At 69.0% G+C, this 24,242-nt stretch carries 27 protein-coding genes; 9 read left to right on the forward strand and 18 right to left on the reverse strand.

Annotated features, from left to right (window positions below; genetic code table 11):
* Positions 1 to 4: 4 nt before the first annotated feature.
* Entirely contained in the window at positions 5 to 211 is a 207-nt protein-coding gene (rpsU, locus tag AC32QD_RS01360) for a 30S ribosomal protein S21 (RefSeq protein WP_492008683.1), read from the reverse strand.
* Between the two features lie 102 nt (positions 212 to 313).
* Here rpsU and AC32QD_RS01365 point away from each other — a divergent pair, with 102 nt between their 5' ends.
* Positions 314 to 1,066 (forward strand): COQ9 family protein, encoded by a 753-nt coding sequence (locus AC32QD_RS01365; protein ID WP_492008684.1) that lies wholly within the window; start codon positions 314 to 316, stop codon positions 1,064 to 1,066.
* 5 nt (positions 1,067 to 1,071) lie between these two features.
* Here the strand turns inward: AC32QD_RS01365 and AC32QD_RS01370 are convergent, their stop codons facing one another.
* The 3 genes from AC32QD_RS01370 to AC32QD_RS01380 form a co-directional block, all read right to left on the reverse strand.
* Positions 1,072 to 2,151, reverse strand: coding sequence for a 5-(carboxyamino)imidazole ribonucleotide synthase (locus AC32QD_RS01370; RefSeq protein ID WP_492008685.1), 1,080 nt, complete (start codon positions 2,149 to 2,151; stop codon positions 1,072 to 1,074).
* Positions 2,148 to 2,663: a 5-(carboxyamino)imidazole ribonucleotide mutase gene (purE, locus tag AC32QD_RS01375; RefSeq protein WP_492008686.1), complete on the reverse strand. Its 516-nt coding sequence runs from the start codon at positions 2,661 to 2,663 to the stop codon at positions 2,148 to 2,150. Before purE ends, AC32QD_RS01370 begins: the two co-directional genes overlap by 4 nt.
* Before the next feature lie 87 nt (positions 2,664 to 2,750).
* Positions 2,751 to 2,951 carry a YdcH family protein gene (locus tag AC32QD_RS01380; RefSeq protein ID WP_492008687.1) on the reverse strand — a complete coding sequence of 67 codons (201 nt, stop codon included), beginning with the start codon at positions 2,949 to 2,951 and terminating at the stop codon, positions 2,751 to 2,753.
* A gap of 471 nt (positions 2,952 to 3,422) precedes the next feature.
* Between AC32QD_RS01380 and AC32QD_RS01385 the strand changes: the two genes are divergently transcribed.
* From AC32QD_RS01385 to moaE, 6 genes are all read left to right on the forward strand, one after another.
* Complete coding sequence (locus tag AC32QD_RS01385) at positions 3,423 to 4,379, forward strand: calcium/sodium antiporter (protein WP_492008688.1); 957 nt, start codon at positions 3,423 to 3,425, stop codon at positions 4,377 to 4,379.
* A 15-nt stretch (positions 4,380 to 4,394) separates the two neighbouring features.
* Complete coding sequence (locus tag AC32QD_RS01390) at positions 4,395 to 5,186, forward strand: SDR family oxidoreductase (RefSeq protein WP_492008689.1); 792 nt, start codon at positions 4,395 to 4,397, stop codon at positions 5,184 to 5,186.
* Between the two features lie 302 nt (positions 5,187 to 5,488).
* Positions 5,489 to 7,375, forward strand: coding sequence for an excinuclease ABC subunit UvrC (gene uvrC / locus AC32QD_RS01395; protein WP_492008690.1), 1,887 nt, complete (start codon positions 5,489 to 5,491; stop codon positions 7,373 to 7,375).
* A gap of 103 nt (positions 7,376 to 7,478) precedes the next feature.
* The gene (gene pgsA, locus AC32QD_RS01400; RefSeq protein WP_492008691.1) at positions 7,479 to 8,138 is read left to right on the forward strand and encodes a CDP-diacylglycerol--glycerol-3-phosphate 3-phosphatidyltransferase; all 660 of its coding nucleotides are present in this window, start codon (positions 7,479 to 7,481) and stop codon (positions 8,136 to 8,138) included.
* Positions 8,139 to 8,161: 23 nt separating this feature from the next.
* Positions 8,162 to 8,410: a molybdopterin converting factor subunit 1 gene (gene moaD, locus AC32QD_RS01405; RefSeq protein WP_492008692.1), complete on the forward strand. Its 249-nt coding sequence runs from the start codon at positions 8,162 to 8,164 to the stop codon at positions 8,408 to 8,410.
* Between the two features lie 7 nt (positions 8,411 to 8,417).
* Entirely contained in the window at positions 8,418 to 8,879 is a 462-nt protein-coding gene (gene moaE, locus AC32QD_RS01410) for a molybdopterin synthase catalytic subunit MoaE (protein ID WP_492008693.1), read from the forward strand.
* Positions 8,880 to 8,915: 36 nt separating this feature from the next.
* Here the strand turns inward: moaE and AC32QD_RS01415 are convergent, their stop codons facing one another.
* Complete coding sequence (locus AC32QD_RS01415) at positions 8,916 to 9,269, reverse strand: hypothetical protein (protein WP_492008694.1); 354 nt, start codon at positions 9,267 to 9,269, stop codon at positions 8,916 to 8,918.
* Positions 9,263 to 11,092: an OmpA family protein gene (locus tag AC32QD_RS01420; RefSeq protein ID WP_492008710.1), complete on the reverse strand. Its 1,830-nt coding sequence runs from the start codon at positions 11,090 to 11,092 to the stop codon at positions 9,263 to 9,265. The genes AC32QD_RS01415 and AC32QD_RS01420 overlap by 7 nt, the downstream gene beginning before the upstream one ends.
* Positions 11,093 to 11,233: 141 nt before the next feature.
* On the opposite strand from AC32QD_RS01420, the gene AC32QD_RS01425 reads away from it, so the two are divergent.
* Positions 11,234 to 12,049, forward strand: a complete 816-nt coding sequence (locus tag AC32QD_RS01425; RefSeq protein ID WP_492008695.1) for a glycerophosphodiester phosphodiesterase family protein — start codon at positions 11,234 to 11,236, stop codon at positions 12,047 to 12,049.
* Here AC32QD_RS01425 and AC32QD_RS01430 read toward each other — a convergent pair.
* The 11 genes from AC32QD_RS01430 to AC32QD_RS01480 form a co-directional block, all read right to left on the reverse strand.
* Positions 12,019 to 12,480: a prepilin peptidase gene (locus AC32QD_RS01430; protein ID WP_492008696.1), complete on the reverse strand. Its 462-nt coding sequence runs from the start codon at positions 12,478 to 12,480 to the stop codon at positions 12,019 to 12,021. The two genes, AC32QD_RS01425 and AC32QD_RS01430, sit on opposite strands and share 31 nt — an antisense overlap.
* Positions 12,481 to 12,525: 45 nt before the next feature.
* Positions 12,526 to 13,371: a tetratricopeptide repeat protein gene (locus AC32QD_RS01435; protein WP_492008697.1), complete on the reverse strand. Its 846-nt coding sequence runs from the start codon at positions 13,369 to 13,371 to the stop codon at positions 12,526 to 12,528.
* Between the two features lie 26 nt (positions 13,372 to 13,397).
* On the reverse strand, positions 13,398 to 14,018 hold the full coding sequence (locus AC32QD_RS01440; protein ID WP_492008698.1) for a tetratricopeptide repeat protein: 621 nt from the start codon (positions 14,016 to 14,018) through the stop codon (positions 13,398 to 13,400).
* Positions 14,015 to 15,028 (reverse strand): type II secretion system F family protein, encoded by a 1,014-nt coding sequence (locus AC32QD_RS01445; protein WP_492008699.1) that lies wholly within the window; start codon positions 15,026 to 15,028, stop codon positions 14,015 to 14,017. The genes AC32QD_RS01440 and AC32QD_RS01445 overlap by 4 nt, the downstream gene beginning before the upstream one ends.
* A 12-nt stretch (positions 15,029 to 15,040) precedes the next feature.
* Complete coding sequence (locus AC32QD_RS01450) at positions 15,041 to 16,003, reverse strand: type II secretion system F family protein (protein WP_492008700.1); 963 nt, start codon at positions 16,001 to 16,003, stop codon at positions 15,041 to 15,043.
* 21 nt (positions 16,004 to 16,024) lie between these two features.
* Positions 16,025 to 17,491, reverse strand: coding sequence for a TadA family conjugal transfer-associated ATPase (locus AC32QD_RS01455; protein ID WP_492008701.1), 1,467 nt, complete (start codon positions 17,489 to 17,491; stop codon positions 16,025 to 16,027).
* Positions 17,492 to 17,532: 41 nt separating this feature from the next.
* Positions 17,533 to 18,768, reverse strand: a complete 1,236-nt coding sequence (locus tag AC32QD_RS01460) for a CpaE/TadZ family protein (protein WP_492008702.1) — start codon at positions 18,766 to 18,768, stop codon at positions 17,533 to 17,535.
* 381 nt (positions 18,769 to 19,149) lie between these two features.
* The gene (locus tag AC32QD_RS01465) at positions 19,150 to 19,785 is read right to left on the reverse strand and encodes an OmpA family protein (RefSeq protein WP_492008703.1); all 636 of its coding nucleotides are present in this window, start codon (positions 19,783 to 19,785) and stop codon (positions 19,150 to 19,152) included.
* Between the two features lie 6 nt (positions 19,786 to 19,791).
* The gene (locus AC32QD_RS01470; RefSeq protein WP_492008704.1) at positions 19,792 to 21,345 is read right to left on the reverse strand and encodes a type II and III secretion system protein family protein; all 1,554 of its coding nucleotides are present in this window, start codon (positions 21,343 to 21,345) and stop codon (positions 19,792 to 19,794) included.
* A gap of 134 nt (positions 21,346 to 21,479) precedes the next feature.
* Positions 21,480 to 22,349: a Flp pilus assembly protein CpaB gene (gene cpaB / locus AC32QD_RS01475; protein WP_492008705.1), complete on the reverse strand. Its 870-nt coding sequence runs from the start codon at positions 22,347 to 22,349 to the stop codon at positions 21,480 to 21,482.
* 72 nt (positions 22,350 to 22,421) lie between these two features.
* Positions 22,422 to 22,640: a hypothetical protein gene (locus tag AC32QD_RS01480; protein WP_492008706.1), complete on the reverse strand. Its 219-nt coding sequence runs from the start codon at positions 22,638 to 22,640 to the stop codon at positions 22,422 to 22,424.
* Between the two features lie 302 nt (positions 22,641 to 22,942).
* Here AC32QD_RS01480 and AC32QD_RS01485 point away from each other — a divergent pair, with 302 nt between their 5' ends.
* Complete coding sequence (locus AC32QD_RS01485) at positions 22,943 to 23,722, forward strand: lytic transglycosylase domain-containing protein (protein WP_492008707.1); 780 nt, start codon at positions 22,943 to 22,945, stop codon at positions 23,720 to 23,722.
* 4 nt (positions 23,723 to 23,726) lie between these two features.
* On the opposite strand, the gene AC32QD_RS01490 is transcribed toward AC32QD_RS01485, so the two are convergent.
* Positions 23,727 to 24,242 (reverse strand): AMP-binding enzyme (locus AC32QD_RS01490; RefSeq protein WP_492008708.1); only part of this gene is annotated, 516 nt, incomplete at its 5' end.

Below are 24,242 nucleotides of genomic sequence, written 5' to 3' on the forward strand. Positions count from 1 at the left end.
TGCCTCAGAGAAGACCCTCGCGCTGCGCCTTCTTGCGCGCCAGCTTGCGCGCCCGGCGGATCGCCTCGGCCTTCTCCCGCGCACGCTTCTCCGACGGCTTCTCGTAATGCTGCCGAAGCTTCATCTCGCGGAAGATGCCTTCGCGCTGCATCTTCTTCTTCAGCGCCCGAAGCGCCTGATCGACATTGTTGTCGCGTACCAGTACCTGCACCTACGTCACCACCTTTCCGTCAGTTTTCGATTTCGCAGGAGCGCCCTATATACATAGGGTCAAGTCCGCTGTCCACAAGGCTGCTAAAGGGGCTCGAGAGCCATGGCAAGGGCACAGAAATCCGAACATGACCACCTGAGCGAGGCGCGCGAGCGGTTGCTGGACGCCGCGCTTGCCCATGTTGTGTTCGACGGCTGGAGCCGCACCTCGCTGGATGCGGCCATCGCCGAGTCGGACATCGACCCGAGCCTGGCGCGGCTCGCCTTCCCGCGCGGCGGCATCGACATGGTGGTTGCCTTCCACCGCCGCGCCGACCGTCATCTCGCCGACGAGCTGGCACAAACGGACCTGGACACCATGCGCATGCGCGAGCGTATCGCGCATTGCGTGCGCCGGCGCATCGAGCTGGTCTCCGAGCATCGCGAGGCCGTGCGCCGCGGTGCTGCCCTGCTCGCCCTGCCGCTCTACGCCGCCGAGGGCGCGCGGCTCGTCTGGGAGACGGCGGACACCATCTGGAACGCGCTGGGCGACAGCGCCACCGACTACAACTGGTACACCAAGCGCATGTCGCTCGGTGCCGTGTACTCGGCGACGATGCTCTACTGGCTCGGCGATGCCAGCCCGAACCACGCCAACAGCTGGGCCTTCCTCGACCGGCGCATCGACGAGGTGATGCGCATCGAGAAGGCCAAGGCGCAGATCGAGGAGAGCGCGCTCCTGCGCGCCGCCTTCTGGGGGCCCCGCCAGGTGCTGAACATCATCCGCGCACCGGGAACGCCGCCGCCGGGGGCGGAGGCGAGCGACGCGGCGTCCGGGACGCCCCAGGAGCCGGCGCCCGGTCCGGGTGGGGCTTGAGCGCCTCAGCCGCGACGCCGGGCGATGCGCGTCACGTGGCCCATCTTGCGTCCGGGCCGGATTTCGCGCTTGCCGTAGAGATGCAACCCCTCGCCAATGGCGGCCAGCTCGGGCCAGCCCAGCACATCGTCGCCGATCAGATTCGTCATCACGGCGTCTGAATGGCGCGACCCGTCGCCCAGCGGCCAGCCGGCAACGGCCCGGACATGCTGCTGGAACTGGTCGATGACGCACGCCTCGATGGTCCAGTGGCCCGAGTTGTGCACGCGCGGCGCGATCTCGTTGACCAGAACGCCGCCCTCGGCCGTCTCGAACAGCTCGATGCCCATGACCCCGACATAGTCGAGCGCCTCGAGGATCGCCCCGGCGATGCGCCGCGCCTCCTCGGCCACGGCAGGCGCGCCCGACGCCGGCACGCTCGTGGTGCGCAGGATGCCCGCCGCGTGCACGTTCTCGCCGGGGTCGTAGCAGACCACCCGGCCACCCGCGGCACGCGCGGCGATCACCGAGATCTCGCGCACGAACGGCACCATGCCCTCGAGCACCGCCGGAGCGCAGCCAATCTCGTCCCAGGCGGCCTCGGCGCGGCAGGCGTCGCGCAGGCGCGCCTGGCCCTTGCCGTCATAACCGAAGCGCCGGGTCTTGAGGATCGCCGGCGTCCCGATCTCGGCCAGCGCCGCCTTGAGCTGGCGCAGGTCCGCCACCGCACGCCAGGGCGCGGTCCCGACCCCGATGCCGTTCAGGAATCCCTTCTCCTCGGCCCGGTCCTGGCTGATCGCCAGCGCGCGAGGGTGCGGGCGCACCGCGGCATGCGCCGTCAGCGTCTCGGCCGCGGCCGCCGGCACGTTCTCGAACTCGAAGGTCACAACGTCCACACTGCCGGCGAAGCGGCCCAGCGCCGCCATGTCGTCATAGGCGGCGGTGGTCAGCGCCGCCGCCACGTCCGCCGCGGGCGGGTTCGCCGCCGGCTCGTAGATATGCGTGCGCAGCCCCAGCCGCGCGGCGGCGATGGCCAGCATGCGCCCGAGCTGCCCCCCGCCCAGGATCCCGATCGTGCTGCCGGGCGGCAGTGGCGCCTCGGTCACGCCCCGAACTCCCCGGAGTCCGGTGTCTCGGGCTCCGGCACCTCGGCGACGGCCGCGGTCTGCGCCGCACGCCAGGCTTCGAGCCGCCCGGCCAGCGCCGCGTCGCCGGTGGCCAGCATCGCCGCTGCCAGCAGCCCGGCATTGGCCGCGCCCGACTCGCCGATGGCCAACGTGCCCACCGGCACGCCCCTGGGCATCTGCACGATGGAAAGCAGGCTGTCGAGCCCCGACAGCGCGCGGCTCTGCACCGGCACGCCCAGCACCGGCAACCGGGTCTTGGCCGCCAGCATCCCCGGAAGATGTGCCGCGCCGCCTGCCCCGGCGATGATCACCTTCAGCCCGCGCGCCGCCGCGCCGTCGGCATAGGCGAACAGGCGGTCCGGCGTACGGTGCGCCGAGACGATCCGCACCTCGTGCGCAACCTTCAGCGCGGCCAGCATCTCGGCCGCCGCGCGCATGGTCGGCCAGTCCGACCGACTTCCCATGACGATCCCGACCTGCGCATCGCTCATTCCGGTGACCTCCCCGCCGACGCCGCACCCGGCACGGCCCGTGCACTACACCGGGCCCGGCCCGCGTCGCAAGACGCGCCGCGCCGCTCAGGCGATGATGTCGGGATAAAGCCGGTCCTCGACCCGGGCGATTTCGTCCTTTAGCTGCAACTTCTGCTTCTTCAGCCGCTTGAGCTGGAGCTGGTCGCCGGCCGGCGACCCGGAGAGCGTGCGGATTTCCTCGTCGAGCGCCCGATGCTGGCGCTTCAGCTCCTTGAGCCGGGCCGCCAGGAGCTCATCCTCGTCCATGACGTTCATCAAACCATTCAGCCTCGGGGCAGGCGCAGCGACACCGCCTATATACACGACGCACCCAAGCGGTGCAGCGTTTTTTGCGCCCGTCGCGCGCCGGGCCCGCCCCCCATGGTTGATCCCGCACCGCGGCCGGCCTAGCTTTGCGGGACGCAAAACCTGCCATGAAGGACCGTGGACGTGACGCTCAAGTTCGGCCTGCTGGCGCTCCTGCTTCTCTTCGCCTGGTTCGTCCTCCTGCGGCCGCGCCCGAAGGCGCGACCGCCACGGTCACGGCCGGCGCCGCCGCCGCCGACCGCGCTCGAGCCCTGTCCGCGCTGCGGCGTCTATCGCCTGCCCGGCGGCGCCTGCGCCTGTGACTCTCCGCCCACAACCGCCCGCTGAGCATCGCACGGGCCTCGCGCGCCGCGGCACCTGCCACTATCTCCGGCCTCGGCGCGATCAGGCAGGGGCGAGCCGGAAGGCCTCATGGACGCAATTCTGCTGACACTTGGCCTCGTGCTGCTCATCGGGGCGGGCGACATGCTGGTGCGGGGCGCCGTGGCGCTCGGCCTCCGGCTCGGCGTGCCCGCGGTGATCGTCGGCGCGACCGTGATCGGGTTCGGCACCTCGGCGCCCGAATTGCTGATCTCGGTCGAAGCGGCGATCGAGGGCGCGCCCGGCATCGCCCTGGGCAACGTGATCGGCTCCAATATCGCCAACGTGTTCCTGGTGCTCGGCGTGCCGGCGCTGATCGCCACGATTCAAGGCTGCGGCCGCGAGGCGGGCCGCAATCTCTACGTGATGCTTGCCGCCACGGCCGTGTTCGGCCTGCTGCTCGTTCCGGGGACCCTGTGGCGCTGGGGCGGGGCAGTGCTGGGCGTGATCTGCCTGGCAATGATCTTCGATTCGGCCCGCCAGGCCCTCGCCGCACGCCGGCGGGGCAGAAAAGCGGCCCTCGCCGAGCTGGCCGAGCTTGAAGAGGTAACGCCGCAGATGGCCGTCTGGAAGGCGCTGCTCCTTCTTGCCATCGGCCTCGTCGGGCTGCCGATCGGGGCCGGGCTGCTGATCGACGGGGCCCGCGGGATCGCCAGGGAGTTCGGCATCTCCGAGGCCGCGATCGGGCTGACGGTCGTGGCGCTCGGCACCTCGCTGCCCGAGCTGGCGACCACTGTCGCCGCCGCTTTGCGGCGCCAGGCGGACGTGGTGATCGGCAACGTGATCGGCTCGAATATCTTCAACATCACCGGCATTATCGGCGCCGCGGCTCTGGCTAGGCCACTGACCGTGCCGGCCGAGATTCTGGGTCGCGACTACTGGTGGCTGGTCGGCGCGAGCGTCCTGCTGGCGCCTTTGGTGCTGTTGCGCCGTCCGATCCCCCGCCCCGTCGGCGGGGCTTTTCTGGCGATCTACATCGTCTATCTCTACACTGCCCTGGCAGGTTGAAACCAAGAGGAGACCATGAGCGAGCGCCCGCGCGCACTGATCACGGGAGCCGCCCGCCGACTGGGCCGGGCCATGGCGCTCGACCTCGCGGGCAGCGGCTGGGATGTCGCGATCCACTACAACGGATCGCACGAAGCGGCGCAGGAGACCGCGGCCGACCTGCGCGCCCTGGGCGCCGGCGTGGTGACCCTGCGCGCCGATCTGCTCGCGGAGGAGGAGGTCGCCGAACTGGTCGGCAGCGCGGCCGAAGCGCTCGGCGGGCCGCTGTCGCTGCTGGTCAACAATGCCTCGCTATTCGAGAACGACCATCTCGCCTCGGCGACCCGCGCGAGCTGGGATCGCGCCGTCGAGACCAATCTGCGCGCACCGGTGCGGCTGACCCAGGACTTCGCCGCCCAGGCGCCGCGCGCCGTGACCGACGCGCAGGGCGAACCGGTCGCCCGCGCCGTGATCATCAACATGATCGACCAGCGGGTGTGGAACCCGGACCCGGATTTCCTCTCCTATACCGTGGCCAAGTCGGCGCTGCTGGCGTTCACCCGCACCGCGGCGCAGACGCTGGCGCCCCATGTCAGGGTGGCGGGGATCGGCCCGGGCCCGACGCTGCGTGGCGACCGCGAGTCCGCGACCCACTTCGCCCGCCTGAGACGGGCGTGCCTGCTCCAGCGCGGCTCGGATCCCGAGGACATCGTGGCGGCGATGCGCTTCATCCTCGCCTGCAAGGCCTTCACCGGGCAGATGCTCGCCGTCGACGGTGGCCAGCACCTGAACTGGCAAGGCGACCAAACCGTCTTAACCGATCGTTGACTCCTGCCCAAAACGCTCGCCCGAATCGATCGAATCATGAGTTTTCCACGCCCGCGCGCGACCTTCACGAAACCGTCAAGAAAGCTCAATGGATTCAATCGCTTGCCAGGGGCGAAGTTTTTTCTTTTTTCGTTTCAACGGCTTGCAGAGATGCCTATATTTTGGTCAAAGCGATGGACCGCCTTGAGACTCCACGCGAATCGCGCCTGCGCGGCGAATTGTCGACAGAGATATCCACAGGATTGGGGGAAAGCTTTTCGCTTGAAAATTACCGCGCTCCTGCCTAGCTGCCGGCGATTCTCATGACCGATGGTTTCATTTCAGGACCGGTGCCGGGCGAGCGCACTGTCAAGGCCGGTCCCGAGGTGATCCGTCGCGCCCTCAAGACACTGGGCCAGGGGCCCGGCGTCTACCGGATGCTCGATGCCGCAGGCGCGGCGCTCTATGTCGGCAAGGCCAGGTCGCTGAAAAAACGCGTGGCGGCCTATGCCAAGTACGCCGGCCACTCGGTGCGCATCCAGCGCATGATCTCGGCGACCGCGGCGATGGAGTTCATCTCGACCGCGACCGAGACCGAAGCCCTGCTGCTCGAGGCCAACCTGATCAAGCGCCTGAAGCCGCGCTACAACGTGCTTCTGCGCGACGACAAGAGCTTCCCGCACATTCTGATCGAGAACGGCCCCTGGCCGCTCTTGAGGAAGCACCGCGGCGCCCGGACCGCCCGCGGCCGCTATTTCGGCCCCTTCGCCTCGGCCGGCGCGGTCAACCGCACGCTGAACCAGTTGCAAAAGGCGTTCCTGTTGCGAACCTGCTCGGACTCGGTGTTCGAGAGCCGCACGCGCCCCTGCCTGCTCTACCAGATCAAGCGCTGCTCGGGGCCCTGCGTCGGCCATATCAGCCAGGCGGACTATGCCGCCCTGGTCGACGACGCCTCCCGCTTCCTCGCGGGCCGCTCGACGCGCATCCAGACCGAGCTCGCAGGTCGAATGGCCGAGGCCAGCGCGGCGATGGAGTTCGAGCGCGCCGCGGTCTACCGCGAGCGGCTGCGCGCGCTGGCCCATGTCCAGGGCCACCAGGGCGTCAACCCGCGCGTGACCGCCGAGGCCGACGTGGTGGCGCTGCATCGCGAGGGCGCGCAGGCCTGCGTGCAGGTGTTCTTCTTCCGCTCGCACCAGAACTGGGGCAACCGCGCCTATTTCCCGCGGATCTCGGCCGAATCGGGTGAGCCGGAGATCCTCGAGGCCTTCCTCGGCCAGTTCTACGCCGAGAAGACGCCGCCGCGCATGGTGCTGCTCTCGCACGAGATCGAGAACCGCGCCCTCCTCGCCGAGGCGCTGCGCACCATCGCGGGGCGCCGCGTCGCCGTGGCCGTGCCCCGGCGCGGCGAGAAGCGCGAGTTGGTCGAGTACGCACTCAGGAACGCTCGCGAGGCGCTGGGCCGCAAGCTGGCCGAAAGCGCCAGCCAGGCCAGGCTGCTCGAGGGGCTGGCCCAGAGCCTCGGCCTCGAGGCCCCGCCGGGGCGCATCGAGGTCTACGACAACAGCCACATCCAGGGGGCGCATGCGGTCGGCGCCATGATCGTGGCCGGGCCCGAGGGCTTCCTGAAGTCGCAGTACCGCAAGTTCAACGTCAAGGATGCCGACCTCGCCCCGGGCGACGACTTCGCCATGATGAAGGAGGTGCTGACGCGGCGCTTCCGCCGCCTGCTGCGCGAGGACCCGGACCGCGCCGGCGGTGCCTGGCCCGATCTGGTGCTGATCGACGGCGGCGCCGGCCAGGTCGGCGCCGTGGCCGAGGTGCTGGCCGAGCTCGGGCTCGAGGACATCCCGCTTTTCGGCGTCGCCAAGGGCCCCGAGCGCGACGCCGGTCGCGAGACGTTTCACGCCCCCCGCCGGCGCCCCTTCGCCTTGGCCTTCCGCAGCCCCGCCCTCTACTTCGTCCAGCGGCTGCGCGACGAGGCGCACCGCTTTGCCATCGGCGCCCACCGGGCACGCCGCGCCAAGGCGGTCGGCGCCACGCCGCTCGACGAGATCCCCGGCATCGGCCCGGCGCGCAAGCGCGCGCTGCTGGCGCATTTCGGCTCGGCCAAGGCGGTCAGCCGCGCCGCGCTGGCCGACCTCAGGCACGTCGCGGGCATCTCCGAGACCATGGCCGAATCGATCCACGCCTGGTTTCACGGCGATCGTTGAGCCCCGCGCCATTGCCGCGATGGCCTTCGGCCCGTAAAAGGAGCCCGTCAAGGAAACGGGGGAGCGGGTGGATGGCCCCGCCCGACGGGCACAGGCTGACGGCATGAAGTGGACGATCCCGAACCTGCTCAGCATCCTGCGGGTCATCGCCGCGCCCTGCGTGGCGCTGGCCTTTGCGATCTTCGAGCGCCCGACCGCCGACCGGATCGCGGTGGCGATCTTCATCGGCGCCGCCGTGACCGACTATCTCGACGGCATCATCGCGCGCAGCATGGGCCAGGAAAGCCCGTTCGGCCGCATGCTCGACCCGATCGCCGACAAGGCGATGGTGCTGATCGCGCTCGCCATCCTGATGAGCCTGTACCAGCTGCAATGGCAGATCGTCGTGCCGGCGGCTGCGATCATGCTGCGCGAGGTGCTGGTCTCGGGGCTGCGCGAGTTCCTCGGCTCGGTCAAGCTGGCCGTGACCCGGCTGGCGAAGTGGAAGACCACGCTGCAGATGTCCTCCATTGGGCTGATGCTGCTCAAGGGCGCCCTGGCGCCGCCCGAAAGCGGCACGTCGGCGCTGCACCCGGTCGATCAGCTGCTCTCCTACCTCTCCATCGGCAGCGCCGCCATCGGCCTGCTGCTGCTGTGGATCGCCGCCTGGTTCACGGTCGTCACCGGATGGGATTACTTCCGCAAGGGCTTGCCCTATATTCGGGGGGCAAGGAAGCAGGAGTCGGGCGCGGCCGGCGTGCCGCTGCCCGATCCCGAAGAGTAGGGCCGAGCGAGGCAAGCGACGGGATGCAGGTTCTCTATTTCGCCTGGCTGCGCGAGCGCGTCGGCGCCGCCGCCGAGGAGATCGAGCCCGGCAGCGCCCGCACGGCGCGCGAGCTGATCGAGCGGCTTCGCGAGCGCGAGCCGCGCTATGCCCACGCCTTCGCAGACATCGGCGCGCTGCGGGTCGCGGTCGACCAGCAGATGGGCGACCTCGACACGCCGCTGGCCGGCGCCCGCGAGATCGCCTTCTTCCCGCCGGTGACCGGCGGCTGAAGGCGCCATGAGCGTCTCGATCCAGCGCGAGGACTTCGACGTCGCCGCCGAGATGGACCGGCTCGCCGCGCCGGGCACGGACATCGGGGCCGTGGTCAGCTTCACCGGCCTCGTGCGCGGGCAGACCGAGGCCGGCCCGATCAGCTCGATGGCGCTCGAACACTATCCCGGCATGACCGAGCGGGCGGTCGAGCAGATCGTCGCCGAGGCCCGCGCGCGCTGGCCGCTCGAGGCCGTGCGGGTGATCCACCGCTACGGACCGCTGGCGCCGGGCGAACGCATCGTCCTGGTGCTCACCGCGAGCCGCCACCGCCAGGCCGCCTTCGCGGCGGCCGAGTTCCTGATGGACTACCTCAAGACCCGCGCCCCCTTCTGGAAGCGCGAGGAAGGTGCGGCGGGCGGGCGCTGGGTCGACGCGCGCGACAGCGACGACAGCTCGGCACGCCGCTGGCAGCGGCAGTCGTCCTGAGCGTCGGGCGCGCCTGCACCGCCGCCTGGCCGCGGCTCACACACCGCGCCGCTGCCGCTCGAGCTCGGCCTCGAGCTCGAGGATCCGCTGGCGCGCGTTGACCAGGCCGCCATTCAACGTGTCGAGGTCCGCGCGCGCCTCCTCGAGCGCCCGGCCGAGTTCCGCCTCGCGACGCACATGGCGCTCCTCGGCCTCGTGCAGCGTCAGCTCGGCTGCATCGCGCTGGGTTTCCGCCTCGTGGAGCTGGTCGCCGAGCTCGGAAATCCGGTGCACGAGGCCGGACCGGCCCGGGCTCAGGCGCAGCCACAGCCAGTGCAACACGGCGCCGAGCCCGATCGCGCCGAACAGCACGGCGGCGATGGCGAGGCCCAGCTGCGCGCCGGTCAGCATCCCGCCTCCCTGGTATGGCACTCGATCGCCTTGAAGCCGATGCGGCGGTTGCGCGCCCGGCCCTCCTTGGTGGCGTTGCTGGCGACCGGTTCCGCCTCGCCATAGCCGCGCGCCGCCAGGGCGGCCAGCGGCACGCCGCGCGCGATCAGCGCATCGAGGACCGCCTCGGCCCGCAAGCGGCTCAGGCGCTGGTTCATATCCGCCCGCCCGCTGTTGTCGGTATGGCCGCCCACCTCGATGCGCGCATGGTCGCAGCGGCCGAGAACCTCGGCGAGCCGGTCGAGGGTGCCACTGCTGCCCTTGTCGAACGCGGCCGCGCCGGCCGAGAAGTCGATCGGGCGTTTCGCGTTGACCGCGTTCAGCACCACCGCGCAGCGCGCCGCCGACAACGGCACCTCGGCGACTTGGGCCGGCAGGTCGACGGTCAGCGACGTCTCGACCGCATAGCCCTTTGGCGCCGCTTCCGCCAGGTGCCGCTGAATGCGGCCGGCCTCCGCCGGTCGTGCAACCTGGCCGGACAGCCGGATGTGGCCCGGCGTCAGCGTCGCTTCGCCGAGGGCGAGATGGCCGAGCGCGTCCAGTGCCGCCAACGCGGCAGGCTCCCATCCGCCGGGAGCCCCGGCATCCGCTGGCGCCGCGTCAAGCTGGACCTTGGTCTGTCCGAGCCGCGCCTGGGCATAGGTCGCGATGACGCGCCGCGAGGTGTCGCTCGGCACCAGTCCGCTCAGGGCGGCGCCGTCGGCCGACTTGCGCAGGCTCAGCCGATAGCCCGGCCTCGCGGCAGCCGCGGCCGGCGTCTCGGCGACCGCAGGTGCGAGCGTGTAGCCCCGGGGAAGGTGCTGGACCAGCGCCGCGCGCGCGCGCGCCAGCGCAGCGTTGGAGACACCCCGGCCCGGCTCGAGCTGGACCACCCGGTACTCGATGCGCAGCGTCCCCGCCGGCAGGGCCGCGAGTGCGTCGAGCCCCGCCTGCGCCGCCCCGACCCAGTCGCCATCGGGGCCGCCCAGTGCGACCGTGCAGCGGCGCTCGCCCGGCACCACGCCGAGTCTGCCCAGCGCCGCCTCGAGGCGCGCCGCCTCCTCGGCGTCGCGCGCATCGCAGAGTCCGCTGCGCACGCCCGCCGACGCATCCTTGACTGCGGCGAAGACGAACGGCGCCGCGGTGCTCGGCGGCTCGCGCAGGTTCAGGGTCAGCCGCAGCTTGTCGCCCGCCAGCGCCAGCAGCGCGCGGGTCAGCGCCTCGCGCTGCCCGGCGCCTCGCGCCACCCCGGAGATCTCCACGGCGCCGGGGCCGATCCGCACGGAGGCGTCCTCGACCTTCGCCACCGCCAGCGCCGCCATCTTGAGCTCCGGCCCCCAGCCGGGGCCGGGCGCGGCGGCGTCGACCCCGCTGAGGTCCTTGATCGAGAGGCTCGGCACCGCCGCCTTCAGATCTTTGAGCAGCGCCGCGCGCATCGGCTCGCCGTGGAACCGCCCGGTCATGACCAGGCTGTGCTTGTCGCGCATCAGCTCGATCCGGATCGGGGCGCGCTTTGCCGGCGGCGCCTGGGCGACCGTGGTCTCGTCGATCACCGATGCAAAAGGCGCCGTGGCCCGCGCCGTGCGCAGCGCCAGCGCCTGCGCCGCGGCATCGGGGGCATGGCCGCGCAGCGTCACGCGCAAACCGTCTGCACCCGCTTCGGCCCAACCGATGCCGAGCACGGAAAGCCCGTGCCCGACCCGCTCGACCAGCAGCCGCTGCACCGCCTCGGCGCCCCGCCCACCAAGCCACAGGCAGCCGGCACCCACCGCCGCCACGACAAGGACGAGGATTGCACGACGCATCACGGCAGGCCGGTTCCTCCACAGGCCGGGCTTCGTCTCACTGGACCGGATGGCACAGCTGGCGCGCCGGCGCAACACTCTGGCGGCAGGCGGTGGGCTATGGCAACCTGCCGCCAACTGCCGCAGCCGGACGATCCAGCCATGCCCGACACCGAGGACCCGCGGGACTTTCCCGACACGGACAGCTCGGGGCGCATCATCGCACACCGCGGCGCCAGCCGCGTCGCGCCGGAGAACACGCTGAGCGCCTTCCGCGAGGCGGCGCGGCAGGGGGCGCGCTGGATCGAGTTCGACGTCGCCTTGCTCGGCGATGCCACGCCGGTGATCCATCACGACGACACGCTGGACCGCTGCACCAACCGCCGCGGAGCGCTCGCGCGCCTGACCGCAGCCGACCTCGCCGGCATCGACGCCGGCAGTTGGCGCGGCGCCGCCTTCGCCGCCGAGCCACTGGCCACGCTGGAGGACACGCTCGATCTGATCGACAGGCTCGGACTGTCCGCCAACCTCGAGATCAAGCTGCACGACGCCGACGCCGCGACCATGGCCCGCGTGGTCGCCGACGCGCTCGGCCGCCATCCCTGGACGGCCACGCGCATCCTGGTCTCAAGCTTCGAGCTGCAGCCGCTCGCCGAGCTGCGCCGGCACATGCCGCTGCAACCGCTCGCAGTTCTCTACGAGGCGCCGCCGGCGGCCTGGCCCGGCACGCTGCGCGACCTGCGCGCCCGCTCGCTGCACATCGCGCACGAATTTCTCGACGCCGGGCTGCTCGCCAGGGCCACGGCGGAAGGCTTCCACCTGCGCGTCTACACGGTCAACCAGCCGGACCGTGTCGCGCCCTTCCGCGACATCGGCCTCACCGGCGTGATCACCGACCACCCGCCGTTGTTCCTCGCGCACCCGGCGTGGGCGGCCTGGGCCGCGGATCAGGCCGAGAACCGGCCGACCAACTCGTAGCACAGGTAGATCATGATCGTGCCGCCGAGCAAGAGGCCCACGGGGAAGAACTGGCGCTGATCCAGCGCCATCCACCCGGTCTTGCGTCCGCGCAGTATGGCCCGGATCAGCCGATGGATGATCAGCCCGACGAAGGACAGCAGGGCGAACACCAGCAGCACGAAGCCGACGGCGGAGCCCGGCACGAACGGGGTCAGGGCGGCGATCATCTTGACGTCGCCGCCGCCCACGCGCCCGGCGCTGAGCGAGTAGATACCGAAGCCGACCACGAGCACGATCACGGCAAAGAGCAGCCGCCAGGCGACCACCACGAGGGGAAGCCCCCAGAGTCCGGTGACCAGGAAGACGCCCAGCACCGCCAGCACGCACCAGTTCGGGATCCGGAGCGCCTTGAGGTCGAACCAGGCGGTGATGGCCATGAGGACCGCCATCGCGGCGGTCGCCAGGGCCAGAGCTTGCGTTTCCATCATGGCCGGTCAGTAGGCGACGTTGGCTTCGAGCGCGGCGAGCTTGTCGGCGGCGCCGGCATAGTGCTGCGGGTCCGCCTCCACCGCGGCCGCGAACAGGCCGCGCGCGGTCTTCTCGTCGCCCTTGCGCATGGCGATGATGCCCAGATTGTTCAGCAGCACCGCGCGTTCCTTGTCCTTGAGCGGAACCAGCGGCAGCGTGTACTTTCCCTGCAGGCCGCGGGCGATCGCCAGGTTGTTCTTGGCGCTGAACAGCGTCGAGTCGTAGGACACCGCCTGCTCGAAGGTCTTCTCCGCCGCGTTCAGGTCGCCTCGCGCCATCTGGCTGACGCCCCAGTTGTTCAAAAGCGCCGCCGGCTGCGGGCTGAGCTTGACCGCCTTGGCATAGAGCTCATCCGCCTTCTTCCAGTTCTTGTCCTGGTCGGCGACCATGGCCTCGATCATGTAGCGGCGCGGCGTCTTCAGGTCGTCGGGAAAGCGTGCCACCATCGAGCGCACCACGTCCCAGCGGTCGAGACGAATGGCGACCAGCGCGTAGTCGATCCGGTCCACCGGCTCGTCCTGGCCCAGCGCCACCAGCTTCTTGAACACCCGGGCGGCTTCGTTATAGCGCTTGGCCCGCGCCAGCGAGCGTGCCAGCCCGCGCCGAAAATCGGCCCGGTCGGGCTCCTTCGCCAGCGCCTTCTGGAAGTATTCGACCCCGGTCTCCGGGTCGCTCGCCGTCAGCATCAGCTGGTTCAGGTTCGCCTCGTCGATCACGTTCGACGCGAGCGGGTCCTTCTTCTGGCTGACGCTTTCACACGCCGAAAGGCCCAGCACCAACACTGCGCCGATCAGCAATCGCGCTGCTCTCATCCCCATTGCCTGTCCCCTCGTTGGTCTCAGTCCGTCTTTGCCTCAGCGGGCGGCGTTGCCTTGCTCGCCGCCGGATTATCGTTGATGCGGTACAGGTCGCTGCCCAATCGCACCACCTGTGGCGCCGCCGCGGGCTCAGACTGCCCCTGCTGGTCGATCCTCTCCAGCGCGGCCTCGGCCCGCTCGAGGTTGCGCTTGATGGCTGCGTTGTGCTGCTCGTCGGCCAGCTTCAGCGCCGCCCGGAAGGCCGTGTGCGCGCCAGCATAATCTTTCAGAAGGAACAACACCACGCCGAGATTGTTCTGCGCGATCGCCGAATCCGGCGCCATGTCGCGCGCCCGCTCCAGATAGCGCTTGGCCGTGTACAGCAGGCCCTGCTGGCGCGCGGCGATCCCGGCGCCGGTCATCGCCTGGGGGCTCATGCCCTCGAGGCTCACCGAGGTCAGGAAGGCCTGCATCGCCAGCGCCGGCTCGTTCTCGCCGAGCAGGCGATTGCCCAACTCCAGATAAGTCTGCTTCGGCGCCGGCTGCAGCTGTTCCGGCGGCTTGAAGGCCACCTTCTGCGCCGTCCCGGCACAGCCTGCACAGCTCAGCGCGGCGAGCGCAGCGACCGTCAAGCGCAGCGCATGGCGCCGCAGCGGAATCATTGCGGCATGACCGGCGTCCCTCCCAGGCCACCGAGGGCGCGGAGGATCATGATGAAGGACGGGCCGATCAGGATCAGCACCAGCGGCGGCACCGTGAAGGCCATGGTCCCGAGCGTCAGCTTGGTCGGAAGCACGTTCGCCTTCTCCTCCGCCCGGGTCAGCCGCTTGTCCCGCATTTCGGCGGCATAGACCCGCAGCGCCTGGGCGACCGAGGTGCCGAACGAGGTCGACTGGATCAGCACCGTGACGAAGGAACTGATGTCGGTGACGGCGGTGCGCGCGGCGAAGTCGCGCAGCACCTGGATGCGGTCCTTGCCGGCGCGGAACTCGTGGCTGACGAGCTGGAACTCCTCGGCCAGCGGTCCGGCCGACTTCTTCATCTCGTCGCCGACGCGGGCCATCGCCTGGTCGAGCGACTGGCCGCCCTCGATGCAGACCAGCATCATGTCCATCGCGTCCGGGAAGGCGTTCTGGATCTCCGTCTTGCGGCTCTCGACCTTGCGCCGAACCATGTAGCTCGGCAGAAAATAGCCGATCATCGCGAGCAGGCCCGAGACGACGCTGCCGAAGACCATGTTCGGCTTCTCGGGCGTGAGGATGAACACGATCACGCCCACGACCAGCAGGCCGATCGCCAGCGCGGCCCGGGCGAAGTAGAACTTGCGCACGGCGGCCCCGCCGCGATACCCGGCCGCGCGCAGCATCTTGCGCACCTCGCCGAGCTCTTCCTCGTCCTTGGGCTCGAGGAACTCGGCCAGACCCTTCAGGCTGCCGTCGTCGCGGTCGTCGCGCAGGCTGACCAACTCCGATTTCAGCTTCTCGTCCGAGAAGTTGAAGCGCTCGAGCGGGTCGCGCGTCTTGCGCAACACCATGGGCAGGGCGATGACCATCATGACCACGCCGATGGCGGCGAGCACGTAGAACGGCGCCGCCGGCCCGTAGGTCTGGATCAGGAGATGCCAGGCGTTGCCGATGATGCCGCCCGACCCCTGTGTCGCCTGTGCGTGCATGGCGAAGCTACCTCATACCTTGATGTTCACGAGCCAGCGCATGAAGATGACGTTCACCACCAGCAGGATAAAGGTCAGAATGGCCCCCGGCATGAACAGCGGGTGGTCCGAGACCCGGTCGTAGTAGTTTGGCTGCACGACCTGCACCAGCAGCAATGCGATGATCGGGAAGACCGAGAGGAACCATCCCGACCAGCGCGCCTCGGCGGTGATCGCCCTGACCTTGCGGAACAGCTTGAAGCGGGCCCGGATGACCTTGCTGAGCCCGTCCAGGATCTCGGCCAGGTTGCCGCCCGAGGTCGCCTGGATGCTCATGGCGATGGCGAGGAAGCGCAGGTCCGGCACCGGAACGCGCTCGGCCATGCGGTCGATCGCGTCGGTCACGGACATGCCATAGGTGGCCTCGTCCGCGATCAGGCCGAACTCGGTGCCCAGGGGGTCGGCCATCTCCTTGGCCACGATGCCGATTGCCGCGGTCATCGGGTGGCCGACGCGCAACGAGCGGACCATCAGGTCGAGCGCATCGGGCAGCTGCTCCTCGAATTGCGAGATCCGCTTCTTCGCCTTGCCACGCAGCCAGATATAGAAGGCGGCATAGCCGGTCACCAGCGCCACGACGATGCGGATCTGTATCACGGCACCGGTGAACATGGTGAGCAGCAGGAAGGCCATGATCGTCAGGCCGACCAGCGCCCCGACGATCTGCACGACGGAAAGCGTGATGGCGGCATGGCGCGCCATCTCGACCAGCGGCCCGACCACGGGCAAGCGCTCGTTCTTCTCCGAGCCCTCGCGCTCGAGGCGCAGGATGTTGAGCACTTCCTCGGTGTCGCGGCCCTGCTGCAGGAGGGCCAGGCGCCGGTTGACCTTTTTCTCGCGCTTGAGCGTCTTGCCGTAGACGAGGAGGTAGACGCCCTCCACCATGAAGAAGACGCCGACGAAGATGAAGGCGTAGATCAGCGGCTGGAACAGCATTCCCGTGCGCCTCCCTGGCTCCTAGAGCTCCGGCTTGAACAGGCTGGACGGCAGCTCGTAGCCCCACTGCTTGAAGCGGTCGGTAAACTTCGAGCGGATGCCGGTGGCCTGGTAGCGGCCGATGATGCGGCCCTGGTTGTCGGTGCCCTGCCGGTTGAACTTGAATGTCTCCTGCATGGTGATGACGTCGCCCTCCATGCCCACAATCTCCGAGACCGAGAGCATGCGCCGCTTGCCGTCGGACATGCGCGCCACCTGGACGATGACGTCGACCGCCGCAGCGATGTTGGCGCGCACCGCCTTGAGCGGCAGCTCGATGCCCGACATGCCGATCATGTTCTCGATTCGGCCCAGCGCGTCGCGCGGGCTGTTGGCGTGGATCGTCGTCATCGAGCCGTCATGGCCGGTGTTCATCGCCTGCAGCATGTCGATGACCTCGTCGCCGCGGCACTCGCCGACGACGATGCGGTCGGGGCGCATGCGCAGGGCGTTGCGCACCAGGTCGCGGATCGTCACGGCGCCGCTGCCCTCGATGTTCGCTGGGCGCGATTCCATGCGCGCCACGTGCTCCTGCTGGAGCTGCAGCTCGGCCGTGTCCTCGATGGTGACGATGCGCTCCTCGTTCGGGATGAAGCTCGACAGCGCATTCAACGTCGTCGTCTTGCCCGAGCCGGTGCCGCCAGAGATCAGCACGTTGAGCCGGGTGCGCACGCAGGCGTGCAGGAACAGCGCCATCTCCTCGGAGAAGGCCCCGCCCTCGATCAGCCGGTCGACCGTGAACGGCATCTTGGCGAACTTGCGGATCGAGAGCAGCGGTCCGTCGAGCGCGCAGGGCGGCACCATCGCATTGACGCGGCTGCCGTCGGCGAGACGGGCGTCCACCCAGGGCTGGCTCTCGTCGACCCGGCGGCCGACCGCCGAGACGATCTTGTTGATGACCCGCATCAGGTGCCCGTTGTCCTTGAACTGCACCGGGCTCAGCTCCAGCTTGCCGTGCCGCTCCACATAGCACTGTGAATAGGTGTTGACGAGAATGTCGGTGATGGTCGGGTCGGCCAGGAGCGGCTCGAGGGGGCCCAGCCCCGTGACCTCGTCAACCAGGTCCCTGACCAGCTGCTCGAACTCGGCCCGGTTCAGCACCAGGTCGCTGCCGACCAGCTCCTCGCGCACGATTTCGCCGATCTCGTGGCGCAACTCCTGCTCCGAGACCTTCTCGATCGCGCTGAGGTTCAGCGTCTCCAGCAGCTTGCGATGCAGGTCGACGCGCATGTTGAGCAGCCGTCGGCGCCGCTTGCCGTCGTTGTCGACCTCCGCCAGTGCCGCCCCGCCGCGATCGCCGTTCAGCTTCAGCCGGGTCGCCGCCATGGAATGGGCGTTTTCTGTCACCGCCCGCTCGGCGGTCTCAGCACCCGCGCCGCCATTGATGGCGACCACAGGCGTCTCCTTGACCACCGCCTCGCCCTTCGCATTGCGCATCCGCCGGAACATGTCAGCCCGTCCTTATCGCCTGTACCCCATATTCACGCCGCTCAGCCCGCGGCCGCGGCCTTCTCCGTCTCCTCGCTGAGGAATTTCTCCACCATGCGCACGACTTCCTTGCGCACCGGATTGGACCGCGCGCCTTCGGCCAGCGGCACGCCCTGGTCGCAGCAGTTCACCACCTGCTTGCCGCCATCTGGCACCATGTGGAGGAAGGCGATCCCGAGGCTCTCGCCGACACGCTTGACGCGCGTCTTGCCCGACAGGTCGGTCATGCCGGGCGCCCGGTTCAGGACGAAGCGCAGCTTGTCGAGGTTCATGTCCTCGGCCTTGAGCGTGCGCAGGAACCGGTACATGTTCTGCGCCGAGCGCATGTCGGTCTCCATGACCGCGTAGAAGTCGTCCGCCGCGGCATAGACCTTCTCGGACCAGTTCATCAGCGCCTGCGGCAGGTCGACCACCACGTAGTCGAAGCTCTCCCGCGCCAGGCTGACAATGGCGTCCACGTCGGCCGGCGAAACGATATCGAGCGGCAGCGCATCGCGCGGGGCCGTAAGCACGTGCAGCCGGTCCTTGTAGGTGCTCAGGGCCTGGGTCAGGCTGGTGGCATCGAGGTTCGAGGCCTCCGAGACCAGCTCGTAGACCGCCTCCCGGCGCGGCACGTCGAGGAAGGTCGCGATCGAGCCGTACTGGAAGTTGAAGTCCATGAGTGCCACCCGCCGGCCCTCGCGCCGGGTGCTCTGCGCGAGCTCCCAGGCGAAGTTGACCGCCATGGTGCTCGAGCCGACGCCGCCGGCGATCGCGTAGAAGGCGACCACCTTGCCGAGCCGGCGCTGCGCGGTGCTCATGGTCACCGCCGGCAGATTGCCGCTCGAGCGCGCCATGCGCAGCCGGTCGATGGCGTCCATGAGCGCGCCGGCCGGCTCGGGATAGGGGGCGAACTCGGTGACCCCCTCGCGCATGATCCGGTGCATGGTGCGCGACGAGATGTCGCCCACGACCAGCAGCACCATCAGCCCGCATTCCCGCGCCAGCCGGATCTGCTTGGCCGCCGTCTCGACCGTGTCCGCCTCGTCCGAACTCAGCGCCACGATGACGAAGGAATCCTCGCCGCTGGCAATCGCCAGCATGTTCTCGGCATCGTCGGGGCTCACCTCGAGCCACTGGTCCTCGCCGAAATTGCTGTTGAGGTCGTGGACCAGCGCCTCGACCGAGGCGAAGCCGTCGGAGAACACCAGGGCCTCCGGGGCCGACTCCGCTGTCTCGCGTCTGAACGAAAGCGCCATCTGGTCGGCCTCCTGGTCAGCCTCTCCGGGCACGGTCCGGCGATTCGCGCGTACCCAGTGTGCGGTCAATTGATGGCGCCGATGAGGCAAGGCGGCCACAGTCCGGGCCCGCCTTGCGGCGCCGACGCTCTCCACCCCTCGGGGCAACCCCGGCACACCCCGTCGCGGCGGCGCCGACCCGCCAGCATTCGGGCGTCACCGCGACAAGAGACCGAGGGCAGTCAATCGTCAAACCCATTCCCGTCACGACACCGGGCTCGGCAGGTCATCCCGTCATCTGGCGCGCGCAGCCCGACCATTCCCGATCCTAATCAAGATTCAAAAAGAAATACAGAAGTCATGGATCGGGCGCCGGGAAATCCGCGGCGCCCGATCGTCGCATCACTTGGTGTTGCTCTTCGCCTCGGCGGTCTTCGTGCCGCTGCCGACGTACCTCTCGTAGAGGCGTTGGGCGAGCCGGCCGTCCATGCCCGCACCGACATAGCCGCGGGTGAAGCCGGCGACCGAGGTCACCGCGCGGCGGTTGCGCCGCTCCCGTCCCTGGGTCTGCACCACCGGGTCGTTCTCGCCGTGCGACTCGACCGCGTCCAGCCGGGTGCGCTTGACGCCCCTGCTGACGAGGTAGTTCACGACGGAGCGGGCACGCCGCAGGCCAAGCGCCTGGTTGTAGCTCTTGGTTCCGACCAGGTCGGTATTGCCCACGACGCTCATGCGCACGTCCCCGTGCTCCCTGAGCCAGGCGGCCTGCTTGTCGAGCGCGGCCCGTGCCGTCGAGTCGAGCCGGGAGCTGTCGAAGGCGAACGTCACCGTGTCGGGCACGGCGGCGCGGAAGGCCGCATTTAGCGACCTGATTCGGCTGGCCGGATTTCCATAGGCGATCTGGGCGTTGATGTTTTGCGCCGTCGCCACGCCATAGAGATGGGAGTGCGCCCCCTCGCCGGCCGGACCGGTGATCGATGAACAGCCAGCCAGCGCGACTCCGGTGGCCAGAACTGCGATGATTGTCAGCTTCTGCATGTCAGTTCACTCCACCACATATCCGAATTTGCCGTCGAATTCCTGGCTCTGGACCATTCCCGGAGCGCCACCGGCCTCCGTCTTGCCCATGAGGAAGAGCTCGAACTCGTTCGGGATCCGCACGTGATCGATCGGCAGCGAAAGCTCCGAGCCCGTCACCGGTGTCACCAGATGCGCGGTGACGATGACCACCAGCTCGGTCTCGCCGCGTGAGAAGTTGGTCGAGCGGAACAGGGTCCCGAGCACCGGCAGGTCCCCGAGCCAGGGGAACTGGCTGATGGCGTCGTTGAAGTTGTCCTGCAACATGCCCGCGATGGCAAAACTCTCACCGTCACGCAGCTCGATCGCGGTAGTCGCCCGGCGCACATTGAAGATCGGGATGTTGTTGCCCTGCACGGCGCTGACCGGGATGCCCGCATCCGTTTGATCGATGGACGAGACCGAGGCCGAGACAGCGAGATTGATCAGGTCGTCGTCCAGCACCGTCGGCGTGAAGTTGAGCGCGACGCCGACCTCCTTGAACGTGACGTTCACCTCGTTGTCCTTGGTGACCTGCGGGATCGGCACGTCCTGGCCGGCGAGGAACTTCGCCTGGTTGCCCGAGAGCGCGACCAGGTTCGGCTCGGCCAGCGAGCGTGCGAACCCCTTCTGCTCCAGAGAGTTCAGGACGACACCGACGCCGAAATCGCCGAGCTTGGCAATGACGCCGAGCGCGCCGAACGCCTTCGGAGCGGAGAAGCTCGAGACCGGCGAAAGCCCGGTCCCGAAGGTCGGGTCGGGCTTGGCCGCCGCGCCGCTGAAGATGCCGGCGCCGACCTTGCTTCCGGTATGCTCGAGCCAGCTGTCGAAGCCCAGGTTCTTTGCCGCCGAGCGCGACATCTCGGCCACGCGCACCTTCAGCATCACCTGCTGCGTGCCGCCCACCGTCATCATGTTGATGGCGCCCTTGCCGACATAGGACTCGGCCAGCCGCATGGCGCGGTCGACCTTGGCGGCGCCGGAGACGACGCCGGAAAGCACGACGCCACCGCCCGACAGCCGCACGTCGATCGGCTCCTTCGGAAGCAGCTTCTTGAGATGCGCCTTGAGCTCGGAGAGGTCCGGTATGACGCGGACCGTGACATTGGTGATCAGCTTGCCGTTATCACCCAGAAGCGTGAGCGAGGTCGCGCCCCGGGTCTTGCCGAAGATGTAGACCGACCGGTCCGACAGCGGCGAGACGTCCGCAATCTTCGGATCGGCAACCGAGACCTCGACGAAGGGTTGCGAGCTGTCCACCACGATGGCGCGGCCGATCAGCACGGTGATGTTGTTCGACGCCAGTCCCCGCGCGAGATGAAGGACCGAGCCGGACGCCATCGGCGCGCTCGGCACCGGAGCCGTCGAGCCCTTGCTGGTCGGCGCCTGCACGGTCTTCGCCGACGTGGTCGCCGTCTGGCCGGTCGGCGCCTTCTCGATCTTCGCGATCTGCGCCGCCGCCTGGTCCTGTCCCCAGGAGAGCCCGCCCAAAAGACAGGCTGCCAGCCCGATCGCGAGCAGCTTTCTGATGCCCTCTACCATGTTCCTGCGTGCCCCCCGAGCATGGTTGAAACGTTGCAATTGCGCACGAAAAGTAAACAGCAATTCATTCTGTGACTCAAGCATTTGTCACAGGCAGTTCTAGCAAGATCGGAGAAAATTGTGGCCTTTCGGCCTCAGTTGGCGGCTGCTCCACCCGCCTTCGTACCGGCCTTTGCGGCATTTGCATCCGCAGGTTGTCCGGTGGTCGGGTCTTGCAGGTTCACATCCGTCACGCTGGTGCCCCGGCGCACACGCACCATCGGCGGTGCCGCACTCGCCGGCTTGGAAAAGTCGTTCAGCTGGTCTTCCGTGACCGGCTTGATCTTGCCCTCGGCGTTCTGTCCCATGCCGCGCAGGGTCAGCGTCAGGCGGCCGAGTTGCTGGGCCAGCGCCAGCTTCTGCGCGTCCGTCGTGTCGACCTCGACCGTCACCATGCGGAACACATGGGCGGACGACACTTGCGTGTTGGTCCTCTGGTCCACGGCGATGACCGGCACGTCCTGCATGATGACGCTGCTGACGAGCTGCTTGTCGATGCTGCGGATCAGCATGATGTCGACGCGGTCGCCCGGGCCGACGAATCCGGCCACGCCCGCCGTGGCATCCACGCTGATCGCCACCGCCCGCTTGCCCTGGGCAAGATTCATCGACATGCGCGGCGATTCGCCCTTCTTGGTGATCTTGCTCGCGAGCACGGGCTCGCCCGGCTCGATCGTGCGCAGCACGACCCTGTGCTCGTTGCCCTTCTTTCCGAGCAGGGCCTCGACCGAGGTGAAGCTGCCCGGCGGCACGGCCGACTTCGGCCACTCGACCCACTGCAGGTCCTTGGCCTTGAGCTTGGCCCCGTAATCAAGCTTGTGCTTGGCGACCAGCACGCGCACCGTCTCGGGCCCGCGCTGCGCCATCGAGGCCTTCATCTCGTTGAAATACTGCGAGGCGAAAAACAGCGCGCCGCCCGAGAGGGCGACACCGAAGACAAGAACCAGAACCGCGATGATTCTCATCGGAAGCTCCTGGCCTTTGCGGGAGCCGGAGGCGCCCGCCGCGCGGCGGGCGCCTCGCTAGACCGGCCGCAATTAGCCGAAGGTGGAGGTGCTCGGCGCGTTGCCGACGTTGACGCCCGTGCCCGCACTCTTCAGGTTCGAGTCGATTTGCGAGACGAGCGGCGACACGCCGTTCTTGAAGATCGTGTAGACGACGAGGATGCCCAGCAGCAGGACACCGGCGGTCAAGGCCACCCAGTCGATGGTCACGGCGCCAGCTTCATCGCTGAGGAAGTAGGAAAACATGGTCATTGAACCCTCCAGACGTGTTTGGTCGGATTTCCTGGTACAACCCAGATCGACAAGACACTTCGCGTCGAACCCCTTTGACGCGGACCGGGATTGAACCTTTCCGGCCTGTGCCCCGCGACTTATTCCATACCATCAAAGCGCGCTTCGACAAAGCAAGATTTAACGAATAACTTCGCAAATCGCGATGTTTAGCGTAAAATATGAAAGATTCAGTCGAATATGCGGCACCCGGCACGCAACTATGGGGGGATTGGGGCACAATGCGGCACAATCATGGCGGGGCGGGGCGCCGGATGGCCGGGTTGGCGCTGCTCTTTTTCGGAATCAGTCTCACCCTCGGTGATTCGCAGGCGCTGGCCGGGATTCTCAAGCTCAAGCACGGCGTGCGTGTCGGGGACCTCTCCGCGATGCATATCGAGCGCGTGCCGCGCCCGGGCCAGCGCCGCTTCGCCCGGCGCAGGCCGGCGCCCGACCGTCCCGCAGTGCAGAGCCCGGAGTATGCCTGGTTCTGGCACGAGCACGCCCCCGACGCCCCGCCCAGCGCGGCACACTGGGCCGAAGCACTGGCGAGCGTCGAGGCCCGGCGCGCCACGGGCGGCGCCACCTTCGATCCGGCCCGGCTAAGCGAGATCGCGCGGCGCTACGAGCCGCAGATCGCCGCCGCCGCGCGCAGCCACGGCGTCTCCGAGCTGTTGCTGCTCGCCGTCATCGCGGTGGAGTCCGCGGGCAAGCCGCGCGCCGTCAGCCCGAAGGGCGCGCGCGGCCTGATGCAGCTGATCCCCGCGACCGCCCGGCGCTTCGGCGTCGGCGACAGCTTCGACCCGGCCGACAACATCGAGGGCGGCGCCGCCTATCTCGACTCACTGCTGCAGACCTTCGGCGACGACCCGATCCTGGCCCTGGCCGGCTACAATGCCGGCGAGGGCGCGGTCGAGGAGCACAAGGGCGTGCCCCCCTTCGCCGAGACGCGCGACTATGTGGTGAAGGTGTTCGACGCGCTTGCCGCCGCGCGGAGCCTCTGCGCCGCCCCGGCGGACGGCCCGCGCCAGCCCTGCGGCTGGCCCGGCGCGCCGGCGGGCTGACGCCTCACGCGCCCAGCTCAGGCCGGTCGCGGTACTCCTCCAGCGCCTCCGGGTTGGCCAGCGCCTCCTTGTTCTTCACCTCGCGCCCGTGCACCACGTCGCGCACGGCCAGCTCGACGATCTTGCCCGACTTGGTGCGCGGCACGTCGCCGACCTCGAGCACCTTCGCCGGCACGTGCCGGGGCGAGGCGCCTTCGCGGATACGCGCCTTGATCCTGTGGATCAGCGCCTCATCCAGCACCGCGCCCTCGTTGAGCCTGACGAACAGCACCACGCGCACGTCGCCCTGCCAGTCCTGGCCGATCACCAGCGACTCCGCGACCTCGGGCAGCTGCTCGACCTGGCGGTAGATCTCGGCAGTGCCGATGCGCACGCCGCCCGGGTTCAGCGCGGCGTCCGAGCGGCCATAGATAATCACGCCGTCATGGGCGGTGATCTCGGCGAAGTCGCCCTGGCACCAGGCGCCGGGGAAGCGCTCGAAATAGGCCGCCCGATAGCGCGCGCCATCCGGATCGTTCCA

The sequence above is a fragment of the Thermohalobaculum sp. genome, from assembly GCF_058622915.1.

Excerpts from the sequence above, each read along its gene's own strand:
- AC32QD_RS01365 (WP_492008684.1), top strand. The coding sequence starts at position 314 with ATGGCAAGGGCACAGAAATCCGAACATGACCACCTGAGCGAGGCGCGC.
- purE (WP_492008686.1), bottom strand. The coding sequence starts at position 2,663 with ATGAGCGATGCGCAGGTCGGGATCGTCATGGGAAGTCGGTCGGACTGG.
- AC32QD_RS01380 (WP_492008687.1), bottom strand. The coding sequence starts at position 2,951 with ATGGACGAGGATGAGCTCCTGGCGGCCCGGCTCAAGGAGCTGAAGCGC.
- AC32QD_RS01385 (WP_492008688.1), top strand. The coding sequence starts at position 3,423 with ATGGACGCAATTCTGCTGACACTTGGCCTCGTGCTGCTCATCGGGGCG.
- AC32QD_RS01390 (WP_492008689.1), top strand. The coding sequence starts at position 4,395 with ATGAGCGAGCGCCCGCGCGCACTGATCACGGGAGCCGCCCGCCGACTG.
- uvrC (WP_492008690.1), top strand. The coding sequence starts at position 5,489 with ATGACCGATGGTTTCATTTCAGGACCGGTGCCGGGCGAGCGCACTGTC.
- pgsA (WP_492008691.1), top strand. The coding sequence starts at position 7,479 with ATGAAGTGGACGATCCCGAACCTGCTCAGCATCCTGCGGGTCATCGCC.
- moaD (WP_492008692.1), top strand. The coding sequence starts at position 8,162 with ATGCAGGTTCTCTATTTCGCCTGGCTGCGCGAGCGCGTCGGCGCCGCC.
- moaE (WP_492008693.1), top strand. The coding sequence starts at position 8,418 with ATGAGCGTCTCGATCCAGCGCGAGGACTTCGACGTCGCCGCCGAGATG.
- AC32QD_RS01415 (WP_492008694.1), bottom strand. The coding sequence starts at position 9,269 with ATGCTGACCGGCGCGCAGCTGGGCCTCGCCATCGCCGCCGTGCTGTTC.
- AC32QD_RS01420 (WP_492008710.1), bottom strand. The coding sequence starts at position 11,092 with ATGCGTCGTGCAATCCTCGTCCTTGTCGTGGCGGCGGTGGGTGCCGGC.
- AC32QD_RS01425 (WP_492008695.1), top strand. The coding sequence starts at position 11,234 with ATGCCCGACACCGAGGACCCGCGGGACTTTCCCGACACGGACAGCTCG.
- AC32QD_RS01430 (WP_492008696.1), bottom strand. The coding sequence starts at position 12,480 with ATGGCGGTCCTCATGGCCATCACCGCCTGGTTCGACCTCAAGGCGCTC.
- AC32QD_RS01435 (WP_492008697.1), bottom strand. The coding sequence starts at position 13,371 with ATGAGAGCAGCGCGATTGCTGATCGGCGCAGTGTTGGTGCTGGGCCTT.
- AC32QD_RS01440 (WP_492008698.1), bottom strand. The coding sequence starts at position 14,018 with ATGATTCCGCTGCGGCGCCATGCGCTGCGCTTGACGGTCGCTGCGCTC.
- AC32QD_RS01445 (WP_492008699.1), bottom strand. The coding sequence starts at position 15,028 with ATGCACGCACAGGCGACACAGGGGTCGGGCGGCATCATCGGCAACGCC.
- AC32QD_RS01450 (WP_492008700.1), bottom strand. The coding sequence starts at position 16,003 with ATGCTGTTCCAGCCGCTGATCTACGCCTTCATCTTCGTCGGCGTCTTC.
- AC32QD_RS01455 (WP_492008701.1), bottom strand. The coding sequence starts at position 17,491 with ATGTTCCGGCGGATGCGCAATGCGAAGGGCGAGGCGGTGGTCAAGGAG.
- AC32QD_RS01460 (WP_492008702.1), bottom strand. The coding sequence starts at position 18,768 with ATGGCGCTTTCGTTCAGACGCGAGACAGCGGAGTCGGCCCCGGAGGCC.
- AC32QD_RS01465 (WP_492008703.1), bottom strand. The coding sequence starts at position 19,785 with ATGCAGAAGCTGACAATCATCGCAGTTCTGGCCACCGGAGTCGCGCTG.
- AC32QD_RS01470 (WP_492008704.1), bottom strand. The coding sequence starts at position 21,345 with ATGGTAGAGGGCATCAGAAAGCTGCTCGCGATCGGGCTGGCAGCCTGT.
- cpaB (WP_492008705.1), bottom strand. The coding sequence starts at position 22,349 with ATGAGAATCATCGCGGTTCTGGTTCTTGTCTTCGGTGTCGCCCTCTCG.
- AC32QD_RS01480 (WP_492008706.1), bottom strand. The coding sequence starts at position 22,640 with ATGACCATGTTTTCCTACTTCCTCAGCGATGAAGCTGGCGCCGTGACC.